Source organism: Paenibacillus sp. B2(2019) (genome assembly GCF_008370385.1).
Taxonomy (GTDB): Bacteria; Bacillota; Bacilli; order Paenibacillales; family Paenibacillaceae; genus Paenibacillus_AQ.
The window spans coordinates 421,687-437,943 of record NZ_VTZR01000002.1 but is presented as its reverse complement, the minus strand read 5'-3'; the positions used below and the strand labels follow the sequence as shown (position 1 = coordinate 437,943).

At 40.9% G+C, this 16,257-nt stretch carries 18 protein-coding genes; 1 reads left to right on the top strand and 17 read right to left on the bottom strand.

Translation table 11 applies throughout. From position 1 onward, the window contains the following. Window positions 1–170: 170 nt before the first annotated feature. From PAENI_RS02300 to PAENI_RS02250, 11 genes are all read right to left on the bottom strand, one after another. Entirely contained in the window at window positions 171–1,253 is a 1,083-nt protein-coding gene (locus PAENI_RS02300) for a nucleotidyltransferase domain-containing protein (protein WP_149644121.1), read from the bottom strand. A 202-nt stretch (window positions 1,254–1,455) separates the two neighbouring features. Next, the gene (locus PAENI_RS02295; protein ID WP_262495479.1) at window positions 1,456–2,760 is read right to left on the bottom strand and encodes an alkaline phosphatase family protein; all 1,305 of its coding nucleotides are present in this window, start codon (window positions 2,758–2,760) and stop codon (window positions 1,456–1,458) included. Continuing rightward, window positions 2,757–4,016 carry an MFS transporter gene (locus PAENI_RS02290; protein ID WP_149644120.1) on the bottom strand — a complete coding sequence of 420 codons (1,260 nt, stop codon included), beginning with the start codon at window positions 4,014–4,016 and terminating at the stop codon, window positions 2,757–2,759. Before PAENI_RS02290 ends, PAENI_RS02295 begins: the two co-directional genes overlap by 4 nt. A gap of 108 nt (window positions 4,017–4,124) precedes the next feature. Beyond that, window positions 4,125–4,934 carry a hypothetical protein gene (locus PAENI_RS02285; RefSeq protein WP_149644119.1) on the bottom strand — a complete coding sequence of 270 codons (810 nt, stop codon included), beginning with the start codon at window positions 4,932–4,934 and terminating at the stop codon, window positions 4,125–4,127. 39 nt (window positions 4,935–4,973) lie between these two features. Further along, window positions 4,974–5,555, bottom strand: a complete 582-nt coding sequence (locus PAENI_RS02280) for a DJ-1/PfpI family protein (RefSeq protein WP_149644118.1) — start codon at window positions 5,553–5,555, stop codon at window positions 4,974–4,976. 16 nt (window positions 5,556–5,571) lie between these two features. Further along, window positions 5,572–6,318 carry a type I methionyl aminopeptidase gene (gene map, locus PAENI_RS02275; RefSeq protein WP_149644117.1) on the bottom strand — a complete coding sequence of 249 codons (747 nt, stop codon included), beginning with the start codon at window positions 6,316–6,318 and terminating at the stop codon, window positions 5,572–5,574. Window positions 6,319–6,350: 32 nt separating this feature from the next. Further along, window positions 6,351–7,271: a YhfM domain-containing protein gene (locus PAENI_RS02270; protein WP_149644116.1), complete on the bottom strand. Its 921-nt coding sequence runs from the start codon at window positions 7,269–7,271 to the stop codon at window positions 6,351–6,353. 319 nt (window positions 7,272–7,590) lie between these two features. Further along, entirely contained in the window at window positions 7,591–8,223 is a 633-nt protein-coding gene (locus tag PAENI_RS02265) for an SGNH/GDSL hydrolase family protein (protein ID WP_149644115.1), read from the bottom strand. A 159-nt stretch (window positions 8,224–8,382) separates the two neighbouring features. Beyond that, window positions 8,383–9,561 carry an NAD(P)/FAD-dependent oxidoreductase gene (locus PAENI_RS02260; RefSeq protein WP_042187216.1) on the bottom strand — a complete coding sequence of 393 codons (1,179 nt, stop codon included), beginning with the start codon at window positions 9,559–9,561 and terminating at the stop codon, window positions 8,383–8,385. Window positions 9,562–9,600: 39 nt separating this feature from the next. Further along, window positions 9,601–10,044, bottom strand: a complete 444-nt coding sequence (locus tag PAENI_RS02255; RefSeq protein WP_042187214.1) for a helical membrane plugin domain-containing protein — start codon at window positions 10,042–10,044, stop codon at window positions 9,601–9,603. Window positions 10,045–10,252: 208 nt separating this feature from the next. Continuing rightward, window positions 10,253–11,095, bottom strand: coding sequence for a DUF2785 domain-containing protein (locus PAENI_RS02250; RefSeq protein ID WP_149644560.1), 843 nt, complete (start codon window positions 11,093–11,095; stop codon window positions 10,253–10,255). 263 nt (window positions 11,096–11,358) lie between these two features. Here PAENI_RS02250 and PAENI_RS02245 point away from each other — a divergent pair, with 263 nt between their 5' ends. After that, on the top strand, window positions 11,359–11,976 hold the full coding sequence (locus PAENI_RS02245; protein ID WP_149644114.1) for a nitroreductase family protein: 618 nt from the start codon (window positions 11,359–11,361) through the stop codon (window positions 11,974–11,976). A 107-nt stretch (window positions 11,977–12,083) separates the two neighbouring features. Here the strand turns inward: PAENI_RS02245 and PAENI_RS02240 are convergent, their stop codons facing one another. The 6 genes from PAENI_RS02240 to PAENI_RS02215 form a co-directional block, all read right to left on the bottom strand. Beyond that, complete coding sequence (locus PAENI_RS02240) at window positions 12,084–12,704, bottom strand: hypothetical protein (protein ID WP_149644113.1); 621 nt, start codon at window positions 12,702–12,704, stop codon at window positions 12,084–12,086. Window positions 12,705–12,774: 70 nt separating this feature from the next. Continuing rightward, a complete protein-coding gene (gene dnaN / locus PAENI_RS02235) occupies window positions 12,775–13,923 on the bottom strand; it encodes a DNA polymerase III subunit beta (RefSeq protein WP_149644112.1) in 1,149 nt (382 codons plus the stop codon). Further along, the gene (locus tag PAENI_RS02230) at window positions 13,924–14,259 is read right to left on the bottom strand and encodes a hypothetical protein (protein WP_262495478.1); all 336 of its coding nucleotides are present in this window, start codon (window positions 14,257–14,259) and stop codon (window positions 13,924–13,926) included. Between the two features lie 179 nt (window positions 14,260–14,438). Beyond that, complete coding sequence (locus PAENI_RS02225) at window positions 14,439–14,924, bottom strand: DUF3888 domain-containing protein (protein ID WP_149644111.1); 486 nt, start codon at window positions 14,922–14,924, stop codon at window positions 14,439–14,441. A gap of 60 nt (window positions 14,925–14,984) precedes the next feature. Continuing rightward, window positions 14,985–15,947 carry a phosphotransferase enzyme family protein gene (locus PAENI_RS02220; protein WP_149644110.1) on the bottom strand — a complete coding sequence of 321 codons (963 nt, stop codon included), beginning with the start codon at window positions 15,945–15,947 and terminating at the stop codon, window positions 14,985–14,987. Further along, entirely contained in the window at window positions 15,944–16,228 is a 285-nt protein-coding gene (locus tag PAENI_RS02215) for a hypothetical protein (protein WP_149644109.1), read from the bottom strand. The genes PAENI_RS02220 and PAENI_RS02215 overlap by 4 nt, the downstream gene beginning before the upstream one ends. Window positions 16,229–16,257 lie beyond the last annotated feature (29 nt).

The window sequence follows — 16,257 nt, the reverse complement described above, 5'->3', positions numbered from 1 at the left end:
AAGCCGACAAAAAACAGTCTATAATAAATGTCACCACTTTTGCAAATCAGACGCCGCTAGTTTGATATCTATTATTTTACCCATATGACTTAAAATAATCTTATCGTTCCATAAAAAATGAAAAAACCAGACTACGAAAATTCGTAATCTGGTAATCTTCTCTATCTCTATCACACCTTCATGTATTCGTTATATAATTCCTCAAAAGTATCGTATCGTTCAACTTTCCTTCCCACCTTATTATATTCTTCCAGATATTCATCCATGACCTGCAGGAACTGCTCTTTAAATAAATGCAGATGATCTGAATCAAAATACTGCATAATATCAAACTTTTTTGTTCCCCTTGATTCTGTCATTTCATCAAGAAAATTTTGTATGCCCATGGCTGCATAATAAGCATAAGATTTATCATTTAATTCTACACTTGCTATAACCTTATTGCGGCAGTTACACCATAATTCCTCAAAGGTGCCACCAAGATTATCATAGGTTGGGACAGGCTGAATCACAAAATCCTTATACATTTTATTATATAAATCATTGACGCTTTCTAAAAATCTATATGATGCACTTCTGATTTCAACGATTGTCTTCGCATCGATCACAGCCATATATATATTTTCAAAATCATCAGGAACATAACGATACGTTGCTATTTCCTCCAGATATCTCTTAAGTCCCCTTTTAAAATAGGTATTGTTCAAATGTGTTAGAGCATTTACCAAATTGTATACAACTTCGCATGAAGCATACCTCACTGCTCCGATATCTTCAGAAAGTAATGTATTCGTATATTCTTGTTTTGCTATGTCTATATTCTTTTTCGCTCTACTAATACATTCACTCCCTATAGGCTTTGCCAAAGCATCGAGAGCTCTCTGTTTATATAAATTTAACTTTTCCAGATATTCGGGTTTCGCACAATATAACAGCTCTAAATCTATCAGACACGAAATCATTGGGCTCTCCAGATTCGCTTGATCTTCTATCCTTGTTTCCCATGGCGTACAATATATGTCGTATCCAACATCCTCCAGAATAAAACACGAAGATATCCCCCAGCCTTGGGCTGTGTTATTAATTATAATTAGATCTAGATCGCTTTTTTCATGAAAATCTCCGGTACTGAAAGAACCTGTAAGCCCAATGATTGCAATGTCATCAGGAAAATCTCTCTTAGCACGTTCAATAACCATACTAATAAGTCTGTCATTTTTATTTAGAATTTTTTGTCTAATATCAGCATCCATATCCAATTCTCCTCTTAATCCATTTTAATTCCATTGTATATGGATATAGCTCCAGTAAGTATTCCGACTTTATATATATTCAATCTATACCAAGCACAAGCTCTCCTCCTCCTAGGTAAACAAATAACGCGCTGGCGAGAGTACGGCTCTTCTCTACCAACGCGTTATCTAGTAATTATGAATGCTTTTCTCACAGCTTGCTTTAGTAAATGAAAATTTCATCTAAAGGTCTTCCGTCACAAGGATTAAAATCAATCCCTAAAATCTTTGCCATCGTAGGAGCTATATCTACCATTTTGAGATCCCCTATGGGAAACTCACTTTTCACCTTATTCCCTGAGATCACCAAGTTGCATCTATAATCCTCTTTATCGGGAGAGTAGCCATGCGTAGCATATTTAATCCCTTGTTTGTCCAAATCAACAATCGTAGGTTCATCCATGCTCTCATCGAAACAATAGCCTCTCCTAGCTTCAAGCATATATTTAGTAGATGGGCCCACATGAAGTTGATTCAGCCGCTCTCTAGTATACATTTCCTCTATACCTGAAGCGTCATCATCCATATATTCCTGAATAACAGCTAACGCTAATTGTTCAGCTTCTTCATCACCTTCTTTAATATGCAGATAAGCGGATCCGCCCCCACACTGAAAGTAAGCTCTCCACTTCATTTCGCCGTTCTCTTTATAGATCAACCCTTTTTCCTGCAAAAGGTTGTTCAAATGCACTTTGTACCGAACATTGAACTGGCCATGGTCACCCAAAACTAAAAAAACCGTGTCATCCTTTATCCCGGCTTCATCCACTGCTTGTATAATATCACCTAACCGCTTATCCATACGTGTGATTACCCGCTTCACTTCATCGCTGTCAGTGCCGTAGACATGCTTGGCGTCATCCAGATCAATCAAATGCATCATAAGAAGATTAGGCTTTTTACGCTTAATCGTTTCTATCGCACACTTTGTCGTGAAGTCATCCAGATAAGGCTGTTCAATCCCTTTTCGAAGCCGTCCATATTTCAGCTCCATTTCAATGCAATATAACGGGCTCCCGCTTTTTAACACCTTCAGTGCCTGATTTTCGTTGTTGATGGCTCTGATTTCAGGGATATTATATTGGATTGAGGATTTCCCTGATACCGGCCAGAGGATTCCTGCGGTACTCATGTTATGCTCGCGCGCAGCATCATAAATCGTGGGCACCTTTATCGCATTTCTGAACCAGAACCAGCTTTGCTCCTTTTCCTTCACAAACGGCTGAAATGGATTGTTATGGTGGATACCATGCTTATCTGGATATACACCGGTTGCTATCGTAGTGTGTACCACATAAGTGAGCGTGGGATATACACTTTTTAATTGATTACTATGCGCTCCGTTCTTAATCAATTTCGATAGGTTTGGAAGACGGCTGGCCATTTCCCATTGGTCTTCTGAAAAGGCATCGTAAGAGATGACAATCAGATGTTTGGCCATTGCCGTTTGTTCTTTGCTTGACTTCATAGGATAAGTCCCTTCGGTTCATCTTGTTCAAGCTTCTCTTTTGGTAAAGTTATAAATACGAAGAATCCAATAATGAATAGTGGGATAATCGCTAAAATACTAAATTTAGCGTTGCCTGTTAGGGTAGTTGTTAATGACATTACAGCAGGGCCCACAATCGCTGCAAACTTGCCAAAGATATTGTAAAAGCCAAAGAATTCATTGGATTTTTCCTTCGGAATAATCTTCGCATAATAAGATCTGCTAAGCGCTTGAATCCCTCCCTGGGCAGATCCAATTAGCGCTCCCAGAATAAATATATGCCACACTGAAGTAATAAAGTAAGCCGCGATACAAGAAATGATATATGTAAAAATCCCCACGATGATCATCGTTCTAGCTGAGTATTTTTTGGCAAGATTACCGTACAGGATAGCACACGGAAATGCGATGATCTGGATAACTAATAAGATCCCCAGTAAAGTAAAGGTATCAAAAGCATCCGCACCCAGTACCGATGTGGCATATGGCACTACCATTTTAATAATCGTATCTACCCCATCAATATAGAGAAAGTAGGCGATCAAGAATACAAATACTACTTTATGCTGTCTGACATTTTTAAACGTGTCTCCCAGTCTTTTAAAGCTATTAATGATCGGTTTGGGTTCAGGTTCTATGTAATATCTTTGCTGCACATCCTTGATCATAGGCATGGTCAGCAGTCCCCACCAAAGGGCAGTGATTATAAATCCAATCTGATAGCCGATTGATTTATCCATCCCCATAAACAGAATCAGCAGTAGGCTGATACCGAATGGAATAACGCTGGCGATATATCCAAAAGCAAACCCTTTTGAGGATACCTTATCCATCCTTTCATCCGTGGTTACATCCACCAGAAAAGAATCATAAAAAATATTAGCCCCGGCAAATCCTATGACTGACAAAATATAAAATACAATCAATAACTGCCACTGCCCACTCGCAGGTGCAACGAAAGCCAGCGAAGCAGTAGCTATCACGCCGATCAATGAGAAAAATATGAAGAAGCGTTTTTTCTTATCCTTATAATCTGCCATCGTCCCTAAAATCGGGCTAAGGATGGCTACCAGAATACTCGCTATGGAATTAAAATACCCCAAATCCATGCTGTTGTTAACATTCGAAAACATCCCAAATACAATAGGCAGTAAAGCCGTTGTAACCGCCATCGAATACGCCGAATTTCCACAGTCATATAAAATCCATGATTTTTCCTCTTTACTTAGTTTCATCTAACAGCCACCTTTTCACCTAGTTCCTTCTGTTATATCACTTAAGCATATGTGGCATGTTAAATGCATGTAAAACTACACTTCATAATTCCAATGGAGAGCTGATCCTCATGTCCTCTCCTGTATTGTCGAACTCTTAAGGACCTCAGCAACCTGTAGAGCATACTTTTTACTCAATCGTGACTTACCAAGATTACTCTTCACAATCTTAATCATTCGGGTATCTCGGCTCTTAGCGAATTTCTCAAGCATGGCAAAACCCGCTTCAGGTTCACAAGCCACAAATACACTTAAGCTGTATTCAAGTCCCTTAGATAATACACGAAAATGCTCAGCGTCCTCATATTGTACTTCCCCACTACCCAAACTCTCCATAATTCGAGTAGCCAACTGAAGACAATAAAGCGTATTCTCTTTCTTTTTTAAAAGAGGAGGATGCGCTAACGCTGCTACAAAGGCTCGTTGTTCAAGCCTATTCGCACCTTTCTCCCACATGTCGATCAGCTGCCTGACAAGAGAAAAACCATCCTCCCCTATACTTTGCAGCGCCATAGCAGACGCTTCACGCATCCTCCATCTGGAGTCGTTCATAGCTGTCTTAATGATGCTCTGAATCACAATTCGCTGCACTTCTTCAGCGTAGCTGTAATAAGCGCCCAGCGCTCTAACCGCACAAAACGGCAGAAACTCACGGGGATCATTCACCCCAGCTTCTGCCTCTGTAAGATTAGCCCATGAATTAAGAAACTCCCAGTCTGTTTCTGTTAGTTTAGGATGGGCAAAATGTTTGGCAAATTTGCCTGAGAGCTCCAAATTTACTCGTGGTCCGGGAAGATTGCTCTCCTTCATCAGCAAATCTCTAAGCTGTACCCACTGCTCCTTATCGCTTACCCATTGCTGAAACAGCATAACCATCATTTTTTGTCCAGTCCTCTCTGGTCCTTCCGGTATTTACCTTTAGATTTGAACAATCCCCTGCATCTCGTATGGATAATCAATCTGCTTTTTTATCGAAATCATTGCTGCTTCTCCAGCCAAGTGTGAAATCAGATATAACCCTAGATCAATGGAAGTGGAAACTCCACCACCTGTAATCACATTACCATCATGCACAATACGGGTCTCCACAACTTCTTCACAGTAAGGTTTTAGTAATTCATAGGCAGATGGATGGGTAGTGGCTTTTTTACCTTCTAGTAACCCCGCAGCCCCAAGCAGCAGTGAGCCTGTGCAGACGGATACCTTATAAGGAACATTGTGAGCACCAGCAATCCACGAGACAAAACCTTCATCATAACGAAGTTTCCGTGTCCCCATCCCTCCAGGTACAAATACCATGTCATACTCCGAGAGCTCTGGCAGCACTTTTCCAGCTTTAACTGTGAAACCTACCTCATCCGTCACTTCCTCCGACGCTGCACATATATCCCAAGACAAATTTTTGCCGATTTCAAATTGCCCCAATCGATAAATAACATCATAGAACCCCGCAAAATCTAAGAACGTAATCCCGTCAAAAAGTATAAAGGCGATTTTCAATTTCGCACTCTCCTCTTTATGGCTTGGTTAGGATAATAGGCTCACCTTTAGTCACAATAATCGTATGTTCAAACTGTGCTACCCGGCCATTGTCTACGACACTGAGTGTCCATCCATCCGACTGCTGCTCCACGTAATCTGCTCCAGTAGAAAGGAAGGGCTCAACCGTTATCACCTGTCCCTCTTTTAACACTGTAGTCACTCTTGGATTGTAGAAAGGTAAGATTTCAAAAGGCTTCTCATGGAGTGATTTGCCAATCCCGTGGCTGCACAGATTACGTACCACTCTATAGCCGCATTTCCGAGCTTCGAGTTCCATCATTCTGCCAATCTCATTGACCTTCATCCCTGCTCTCAGATGATTGATCACGCTCATCATAGTTTCCTCTGCACTCTGGCATAGACGAAGAATGTCATCATTATAAGGTGGTAATTGAAAAGAAACTCCGGCGTCCCCATAATAACCATTCAGTTCAGCAGATACATCAATATTGATCAAATCACCAGCATTAATCACTCTAGGACCAGGAATCCCATGAGCAACCTCTTCATTCACACTGATGCAGGTGCTGCCTGGAAAATTATACGTTATCATCGGGGCTGAAGATGCTCCGAATTCCGCTAGAATTTCAGCTCCAATCTTATCAAGCTCCGCTGTTGTCATACCTGGAGTTACTTTCTTTTTCATCTCGGCGATGGTATGTCCTACTACTTTCCCTATGGCTTTTAGCCCTTCTAAATCTTGTATGGTATCACTCGTCATCTATCACACATTCCTCTCACTTCTGGTATGAATCACTTGTCTAACTTCTGAAATGCACTTCCATTCCACTGAAAAATATCTTCCATCTGTCTACCCGCTACATTATCGTAATAACTTCTCTTGAAGCTATGATCATCCACTTTATCAAGCTTTATCGAATACCCCTTAGGACTGCTGATAAATAAATCAGAGCCGAGTTTGATCCCTAATTCCTCTATAACGTTATTTTTTCTAAGCGTAAATAGCTTGTAGAAGTAACCATTACTGGATCCGTACTGACCAATCGTAAAATCCGGATCGCCGTCGCCATTATAATCCTCAAACTGAATTTGAAAAAAATCATTAAATATTATGGGATCCTCAAAATGTTCACTGAGTGGAAAGCTATTCAAAGTTCTCCCTTGATTATCGATAAGCACAAGCCCAAATCTGCCACTCCAATTCCTTCCCATCAACGGACCTGGTATTGTCCAATCCTCACTGTAGGTTCCATCTAAAAGCTGCAGATTCAAGAATCCAGTTCTAGTAGTTAAGGGATAGAGATCATTATGTGATATCGTTACTGGCCCTGTAACCTTAACAGAAGACTCCAGCGACTCCGTCTGTTCTATGTTCGCCTGATCTACTGTCCCAAAAATGAGTTTCCTTAATTGGTCCGAATTCTTCACCGGAATAGAGTAGCCCTGACCACCATTCTCAGCTGTAGTAAATACTCCTTTATAGCCGGGTTCATCACCTATTGCTATGTAATAATCCTTCGAGTAGCCATCACCATAAACAAGCTTCATTTTAAATTCAGGAGCCCAATCCAGCTCACCTGATAATTTTTCACTCTTGTTCATAGCCTCCGAAAGCGCCTTAATCAGAGCGGAGTCCTTCAGTATTAGGGTCTCAAAATGTTCGGGTCGATCAACTTGGTTCTGATCACTAGTTGTTACAGGAGTTAAAGACACTCCGGCGATCCACCTTGCATTGATGAAGCCCACATCATTCTTACACCCGCTTAAAAGAGCAACCAAGAACAAGGGTACAACCCATAGTAATTTCCTAATGCGAACCGCCTCCAAGAAAAGAAACATAACCTAATTATAACAGCGTCCATAAATATAAAGAAATCGACTTTCCGAAGTGTTTAAGCGAGAAATATAAGGATAATTTATAGCATGGAACATATAAATTCTTATATTTAAAAAAAAGACTATAACCTGCTCCTTTAATGAGTGGTTCTAGTCTTATAAAATCAAGTAAATATGTAGTGATATGATCAGACGATTAAGCTTGAATTGCGCCTACCGTCTTAAGCCAAGCCTCTGCAATAAGTGCATGGCCCGCAGGTGATGGATGTACTCCATCCGGAGCCCAATAAGCAGGTTCTGCTTTCACGGATGCCGCAGCAAACAGGCCATCCAACGGAACAAGCAATGCACCATATTCACGTGCCAGTTCACGAACAATGTGAATTTTAGGGTCCAAATCCTGGCGCCAAGTTCTACGATCTTCTGGGACAGGCAACACAAATGGCTCGATTAAGACTAAATTAGCAGCCAGCGAATGCTGCGTGCGTTCGATCAGGTCACGATACACAGCTTCAAATTGTTCAGGCGTTGTTTCCTGACCAGAATCAAAGCGGCGCCAAGTATCGTTAATCCCAATATATATGGACACCCAAGTCGGCTTCAGATTCAGGCAATCCTTCTCCCAGCGTTCCTGCAAATCTACTGCACGGTTGCCGCTAATTCCACGATTATAGAACGTAAGATTCTTCTCAGGATATAAATGCCCCAGACGAGCGGCGACCATCAATGCATAACCTACACCAAGCGATGAAGCATCTTCATAATTACGACCCCAATCCGTTATACTGTCGCCTTGAAACAGAATGACATCGTTTTGTCGGAATAACATCACGTAATCCTCCCCTATTTTCCCCTGTTAATATTAGCCAATATAGTATATCAAAAATGAATACTACGTACTAGGACAATCATTAACAATTCATGGTAGAAACTACTAGAGATCAACAAAAAACCTGCTCAAATTAGAGCAGGTTTTCCAATAATACAATTAATAAGCTAAGCTAAACAATCCTTTAATGTGGGACAAGTAACGAATATTACTTGCTTCCTTCATCAAGGTTGCAGGTAATCCTTTTAGCGGAGTTGAGCTAGCACCAACGATGGCTACACCGTCTTTACGACCTAAGCTCGCAAGCGTACCTGAGTTGATCGGACTAAATGATTCAAATGATTTATCCTTCAAGTATGCATAAAGATTGTACCCGATCAATTCGCCCATTTGCCAAGCGATTTGTGCAGTTGGTGGATATGGACGACCATCTTCGGCAAAGACAACGGCGCTGTCACCAGCAACGAATACGTCTTTGTGTGACGTGGATTGCAAGAATTCATTTACCGTTGCACGACCACGGTTCACTTCAAGACCGGACTCACCAATCAGTGGATTTCCTTGTACGCCGCCAGTCCATACGAAGGTGTTAGCAATAATTTTTTGACCATCTTTCAAGTCAATGACATTATCCGCTACATTCGTAACAGGTAGTCCTGTCAAGAATTGAACACCACGTTTTTCTAAGCTTGCCACTGCGCGTTCGATCAATGCATCTGGCAATACTGGTAAAATCTTAGGACCTGCTTCAACCAGCATCAGTTTAATTTCTTTAGGATCCACGCCATATTTCTTAGTGAGTGTTGGCAACACATCAGCGATTTCACCAACAAGTTCAACACCTGTTAAGCCACCGCCACCGATTAGGATGCTTGCATCCGCTGGATTTTTAGACTTCGCATATTCACGGATACGCTCATCAATATGACGATGAATTCTGTTAGCATCTGCTGCCGATTTCAATACCATACTGTATTGCTCAAGACCTGGAATGCCAAAATAAGCCGTAGTGCTTCCAAGACCCACAACTAAAGCATCGTAGGACAATGTCACACCATCAGATAGTGTAATTTGTTTGTTCTCAACAGAAAAAGAATTCACCTTTGCAATTTTCAGGTCGATATCTTTACCTGCAAAAAGCTTAGCTAATGGCATAGCAACAGCACCTTCTGCAACACTACCCGCTGCAAGACGATGCAATTCTGTAATAATTTGATGTGTAGGATATTGATTAACGACTGTAATTTTAGCTTCGTCCTTCTTTAGGTACTTGCGTACAGTTAAGGCGCTTAGTAGACCACCATAACCTGCTCCTAGAATGACAATATGTTTAGACATGATGTTTCCTCCGTCCTTACGAATGAGATATAAAAAATATTATTTCTGTTGACTGCGTTCGCCGGCAACTTGAAGATAAGCATTTACGAAACGGAAAAGCTTCTGTGCTTGTGGATCTTTCATCATCTTCATAAGACCAAATACACCGATCACATCGCTATTTTCATTCGCACGATCTTGCGCTTCGATCACTGTAGCTGCCATATTCTTCGCCGAATGCACCACTGGTTCAGCAAGTTCTTTAATTGCACTTACCGTATCACTTTTCAAGACTTCATCCGCAGCAACAGTTTGAACAAAGTCATATGACTTTGTGAGCACGCCGACAAGCTCTGTTAATTTTGGCAACTGTTCCACTAAGACAGTTAACGACTCCTGAACTTCAGGCTTCAATAGCTGCTCTAGAACATTCATTTGTTCTTGAGTGACAGCTAATTTTGGTGATTCTTGCTCAGGTTGTGTTTGAGTGATTGTTTCTGACATATCCGAATCTCCTCTGCAAATAAGCTTTGCTGCTTAATAGTAATAAAAAAATAAAAACTTATAACGCCATATTTCTATTATAGCACTTATCAAGTTATAAATGTCACAAAGTTTTTGATTTTTTCTAAAGTTTTGTGATTTTTATTACATTAAAATAAATTAGTCATAATTTTCGATATTGTTTATACATGCATAGATGATTAAATGCTTATTGTGTAAATTTATTCAAATTCATCTCCGCTTTCAATAAAGCCTCAACCATTGCCGGATTGTTCTTTGATGGCAGCAATCTAAAATACAGAGAACGAACGAAATTTTTGGTGTTCACATAAGCAACGTACTGGCCGCGGCTTCTCCGCCACCCCCCACATTGCTCCAAGTTACGAATCCAGTCGACAATAGATTGCTGTGGAAGTAAATGACGATCTATCATTGTAGCTACAATCGTAGCGATCCGTTCATCTTCTTCGTCGCTAAATATGTAGTGATCGTTGTAAAGCATCCTTTGGATGACTGCCAAAACCTCTTCCCTTATTGCAGCATCACTCTCCGAGCAGAGTACCAGTTCATCCAAGGCATCTGCGCCATGGGCTGCAGCATGTGCCCAGCCTTCTTCTGGCATAAATCCTCGTAAATCCTGTTCTTCCTCATAATATCTAATCAGCGCTTCCTTCACATTTGTAAACTCTGCGCTATCTAAAAAAGCCTGTTCCCTATGCCGTTGAAGAATCAGCGCAATGATCAGTACCGAAAACGTTCTTGTAAACACAGCCTGATCTTCTTTGCTGCCAATGTGATAGAACAAATGCTGCTCGTCAAGGAGAATCAAAAGTAGTTCACGAAGCTCCGCATCACTAAACCATTGTTTCTCGTTAATCCATTTGTAGAAGGTGGAATAGATCAAGTCATCTCGTAGCTTCGGCTGTGGATCTCCTATGTACTCAAGCATCAATTTCACATAATCCCTTAATTGCTCCCCACTTCTAAGCTCGTAATCGTTCTCTTCAATTCTTTGCAGGTCAATTATCAACTGCTCTCTAGTATCGTTCAACATTCCCACCCTTTCATTAATAAAAGCAATTTAAATTTTTCGTATCCTAATATCCTAATTTACATCCCAATATTTTACAACGCAGTATTTATTCTTTGACACTCCAAAGGACTTAGAGAGCTGAATGTAAATGAAGTGAATTTAATCATTGACGAATATAATTAACTGTGCTATTTTGAGTTAGTAACTAATAGTTAGTTCATTTATAAATATCACTTATTTATAATTAACAAGCAAATACATAACATATGGAGGAATAACTCATGAGCTCTTTTACAGATTTGATTGAATCCCGCAGGTCTGCTATGAATTTTGTTGAAGGGGTGAAGATCCCTCAGCATGAACTAGAGGAAATGTTCTCTTACGCCAGATTGGCTCCATCTGCATATAATCTTCAACATGCCAATTATAAAGTGGTTTCTGATGAGAATTTAAAAGAAGAGATTCGTAAAGCGGCTTACGGTCAATATAAAATCCACTCCGCCTCAGCGGTAATAGTGGTACTTGGGGATAAGAATGCTTATCTGAAAGCCCCAGAAATCTTCGGAGGACTTAAAGCTTTAGGGGCTATGAGTCAAGAGGATTATGATGCAGAAATAGAAACGATTAACAATGCATACAAAGGAAATGATGCTTTCCAAAGAGATGAGGCTATTCGGAATGCTTCACTCTCTGCCATGCACTTCATGCTGATTGCCAAAGATAAAGGCTGGGATACCTGCCCGATGATCGGCTTTGATCCGGAAGCGATTCAATCCACTCTAAATCTACCCGATCATATGGTACCGGTTATGCTGATCACTATCGGCAAAGACAAGAAACATAAAATCAGACCACGTGGCTATCGTAAACCGGTCAATGAATTCGTTGAATTTATCTGAGGGTTATTGGAAGATATCGATAGATATAACAAAAGCGTTTCATCCGATATTTGAAGTTCGGATGGAACGCTTTTTTACTAAGGGTATGGAGCTTAAATCTTTCTTCACTACTTAGCATACTGAAGAATTGCAATTGCTGCTCGTTCCCGTCGTTCGGCGTTCTCACTAACAAGAGCTTCCTTCAAAATATCGAGCGCCATTGATAATGTCTCTTCATCCACATGCATTCGATTACTCACCGCTTGCTCTGAATCAGAAGTACCTGTAATCCACAGATCCACACGAGCACTAGGCATCGGCCCCTTATACTGTTTGACCACTCCACTACTGCTAAGAAACTCTTTTATCCCTGCGTTTAGATCGGTTATAGGAAGACTTTTCAGCCAAGTTACACCACGTCGATGGCATGTACCGATGTCTGGTGCGTCAAATAATTCATTGTAAAAATAATCGCCTAGATCACCTAAATGTACCCAATCTCCATCACACACCAGCACATAATCGCCATCCTGCATCGTATGTACGAACAGATGAATGGCTTGTAAATGTTCTGTAAGCTCCAACTCACTGTATTGGTATGTATGAATCATCCGATCACGGAGCTCCACTTTACTGATGTTCTCCAAATCCCCTATTCCGGGATATCCGATACTCACATAATTATCCTCTAAAAATGTTGTGATTCGTTCGGTCCCAAGCGGCTTTGATCCCATCTGAAACAGATTCATAGATCATTCCTCCAAGTAATTAATATAATATTTTTCAGCAAAGAGAACTCTTCTTAGCAAGCTCATATACCTATCCTCCATCCTGCGTCCTCATTGGTGTAATTAAAAAAAGTGTGGACGAAGTCATGTCTACAGGCTGTATCACCAGTGGTCTTTCTTTTCCAGCAAACCTTATTCTAAGCGTCTCACTATCGATCGCCCGAAGGATGTCTCTGAAATATTTTCCGTTAAAAGCTACTCGAAAATATTCACCTTCTAGATACTCCAATGGAATTTCCTCTTTTGCCTCACCCACGTCGGCGGCCCTGGATATTAAATGAAGTATACCGGAGGGATATACACCGAGCGTTACACTTTCACCAGCCAATATAGCAATACGTTCAACCACACGCAACAAACGCTCTGTCTTAACGATCACTTCGGATATATATACTTGTGGAATTAAATTATCAACATAGGGATAAGTGCCCTCAAGTAGCGCAGACTGAACCCTCAAGCCATCAGAAATAAATCTGATTTGTTTCTGACCTATCTCGATTTGGGTGCTGCTGCCCTCATCATCGTTTATTATTTTTAAAAGATCCTCAAGGGTGCTGCCCGGTATAATAACATTTAAAGGACTTGCTCCGTAATCTTCTACGTTTTCAACAACATGCTGAGCGAGGCGTATGCCATCAGTGGCGACTACGCGAATATTTTGATTATCTATTTGAAGTGAAACACCTGTGAGCACAGGTCTTGTTTCCAACGAAGAGACCGCAAAAACCACATGTTTAAATATTTGCTTCAAAAGTGTGTTCTTCATGCGTATCTTTTGGGTGTTTGGATGATCCACGTAATGGATTCTCGGAAATTCTGCAGTGTCCATCCCGCATAAACGAAACTGAGTATTGCCCGATTGGATATTTAGAATCAATGTCTCTGCGATTTCCAGCCTAATTAATCCAGGGTCAAGCTTGCGGATGATCTCATAAAAATAACGTGCGGGCACTACGATCTCACCTGGTTTGTGTACAATCATCGAATCCATCTTCACAGGAAGCTTATATTCAATGGTCATACTTATATTGCTGGCTGTTAAAGTCAGACCCTCCGCTTGCGCCTGAATATGTATTCCGGAAAGAACACGGGAGGAACTATTCGCGGATATAGCTTTTAAGGCTGCTTGTAGTGCAGTGCTAAGAGAATCTTTTGACACATGGATTAGCAAAGACCTCACCTAACTCTCCTTAGATTCCTTTGCAAAATGTGCCTCAATAATGTTCCGAAATACCTGGGAGCGAGATACGTCCTGTTCCTCACAAGCCTGCTCTATCTCCTGCCAGATGTTTTCTGGTAACGTCAAAGATACCTTTTTAGTTATACCGGTGCTTTTTCTGCCAGCCCCTTCCCGAAGACCTCCCCTCGTAAAAAGAAACCCTAACTGCCCGTCTTTAGTAGCTACGCCTACCTTAACTTTATCCTTAGAGCTACTTGTGATATCGCTTGTGATTTTAGAATTGAATTCACTTGAAATTACATCTCTGTGTTCGTCTTCGAATTTATGATCACTCAATCCTCACACCTCATAATTTGAATTTAGTAACTAAAATCAATAAATCCACTATTTTCATAATACCATACATGCCAATAATCCACCACCATTCTAGACACAAAAAAAACACCCCATAGATCGGAGTGTGTGGTTAACTGGCTAAGCGTTCGAAATTGTGATTGAAAGAGTTAATTACCGCACTATCTCAAGATATTCTGGTAATTTGGTGTAAGGTCAGACCTTCGCGGGTCTCTCAAATGCTTGAATGATTCTAACTTCACCTTAGGACCAGGCGTGATTCTAAAAGTCATAGTATCCTCTCCAACGGAAAGATGTGGACCCACTGTAGGGTGTATATTGAGTGTAATTAAGAAATCAAACCGACGAAATCCATTCACTCGCTTTATGTCTGTAACATCTACTAAATAAGGATACACTGTCGGAGTTACCGTCAGAAGTGGCGCATAAATCTCAGCCATTTTTTTCTCAATATGGGGTAAAAGAAAGAGCATCATAGTGTCTTTGTACATGAGCTCGCGGGAATCCTGATCTGGAAGCTTCGGTTCCGAATCAGCTCTGGACGGTGCCTCGGCTACCGGTTGAACTAACCCATTAGCGGAGCAAGGTTGTTGCCCCAACAAGAACATAACTGCGATAAGAAGAGGAGCAATCCAGCTTTTTTTCATCAAAATAGCCTCCTTAGGGAACTTTTTATAAATTCCCCAATGAGGCCCTATTTTTATACGCTAAATCTCAATTGTGTTAAAAAGAAAGGGATCTCCCCTAAGATAATTCCTTAGAATCGCTTGTGCATAAGGCTGTTCTGCTTTCAGTCCCTCGGTTTCTCTAGGGTCAGGTGCGTGGTGGCAATAATTTTCGATCATAACCATGACCGTAAAATTCTCTAAAGTCTGAACCCACTCCCCATCAAGCTTGGCCACACTTTCGTAACCCTTAATGACCAGTTCTCTTTGTAAAGGATACAACCCTAGAATGGTATGTGCCACATCATAAAGATAATATCCCCAGCCACATCTTCCGAAATCAATCGGTCGAGGTTCACCCTCTTTAAATATGATGTTCCCTTGATGTAAATCACCATGGATAACCCCATAAGTCCTTCTGTTCTTATTTTTATGCTGCTTGCTTAACCAGCCGTATAATTTCTCAGCCGCAGACTGATACAGCACGAACTCATCATCCGAAAGAAAACTATGGTAGTGCAGCTTTAATCGGAGCATTGCTTTTCTAAAGCTATGTTCATCCCACACAGGACGATTAAAGCCTGGAGGTAACTCAAGCTGCTGTGCCGCTTTATGTAGCTTGGCTAATAGAACGCCTTCTTTGTAAATTTGTTCTTCGGTAAGTCTTTCGTTCGCATGTTCGCCTTCAACCCAGCGCATTAACGATGCATATATACCATCCTCATTACCTTGCTCCACTTTGAACGTAACAGAACCCGTTCGATCATGAACGCCTTTCGGCAGGGGGACATCGATTTTGCTCTTCAAAAGCTCCAGCCAAGCGATTTCGGAGTTAATTTCTTCTTTAGATCTCCCCGAGTGAAGACGCAGCAAAAAAGTCCCCTCTTTATTAGTCTCTATTACAAAAGTGCAGGTGTCCGATCGTTGGTTAAAACGAATCTGTGTCCAATCGAGGTCAAAGTGCTGGAGCGCCATTAAAGCTGCTTGCTTATAATTATTTCTCATCGCAATGGAATGTACACATCAACCTCATCAGGCCACGTAGGATTAGCAAACTGATAAACTTCAATAGCCAGTGCACGATCATTACTTTGCAATTCGTTTTCCCTTAAATAACTATTAAGAACCTCATAGGGATCACCTTTGGATTTTACATGAACATACTGCTCTCGCTTCATCGCTTCTACCCTTTCCGTCTCGTGCCCTACAAAGGAAGAAGTAATACTCAAGCCTATTAGCTTCATTTCCGGTAATTCTAGCAATTGGACTACACCTTCATCCATCATGAATAATTCATCCCTTCTATGATTATTTA

Excerpts from the sequence above, each read along its gene's own strand:
- map (WP_149644117.1), bottom strand. The coding sequence starts at position 6,318 with ATGACGAGTGATACCATACAAGATTTAGAAGGGCTAAAAGCCATAGGG.
- PAENI_RS02285 (WP_149644119.1), bottom strand. The coding sequence starts at position 4,934 with ATGATGGTTATGCTGTTTCAGCAATGGGTAAGCGATAAGGAGCAGTGG.
- PAENI_RS02215 (WP_149644109.1), bottom strand. The coding sequence starts at position 16,228 with ATGATGGATGAAGGTGTAGTCCAATTGCTAGAATTACCGGAAATGAAG.
- PAENI_RS02240 (WP_149644113.1), bottom strand. The coding sequence starts at position 12,704 with ATGAATCTGTTTCAGATGGGATCAAAGCCGCTTGGGACCGAACGAATC.
- PAENI_RS02295 (WP_262495479.1), bottom strand. The coding sequence starts at position 2,760 with ATGAAGTCAAGCAAAGAACAAACGGCAATGGCCAAACATCTGATTGTC.
- PAENI_RS02245 (WP_149644114.1), top strand. The coding sequence starts at position 11,359 with ATGAGCTCTTTTACAGATTTGATTGAATCCCGCAGGTCTGCTATGAAT.
- PAENI_RS02255 (WP_042187214.1), bottom strand. The coding sequence starts at position 10,044 with ATGTCAGAAACAATCACTCAAACACAACCTGAGCAAGAATCACCAAAA.
- PAENI_RS02265 (WP_149644115.1), bottom strand. The coding sequence starts at position 8,223 with ATGTTATTCCGACAAAACGATGTCATTCTGTTTCAAGGCGACAGTATA.
- PAENI_RS02290 (WP_149644120.1), bottom strand. The coding sequence starts at position 4,016 with ATGAAACTAAGTAAAGAGGAAAAATCATGGATTTTATATGACTGTGGA.
- PAENI_RS02225 (WP_149644111.1), bottom strand. The coding sequence starts at position 14,924 with ATGAAAAAAAGCTGGATTGCTCCTCTTCTTATCGCAGTTATGTTCTTG.
- PAENI_RS02260 (WP_042187216.1), bottom strand. The coding sequence starts at position 9,561 with ATGTCTAAACATATTGTCATTCTAGGAGCAGGTTATGGTGGTCTACTA.
- PAENI_RS02220 (WP_149644110.1), bottom strand. The coding sequence starts at position 15,947 with ATGAGAAATAATTATAAGCAAGCAGCTTTAATGGCGCTCCAGCACTTT.
- PAENI_RS02300 (WP_149644121.1), bottom strand. The coding sequence starts at position 1,253 with ATGGATGCTGATATTAGACAAAAAATTCTAAATAAAAATGACAGACTT.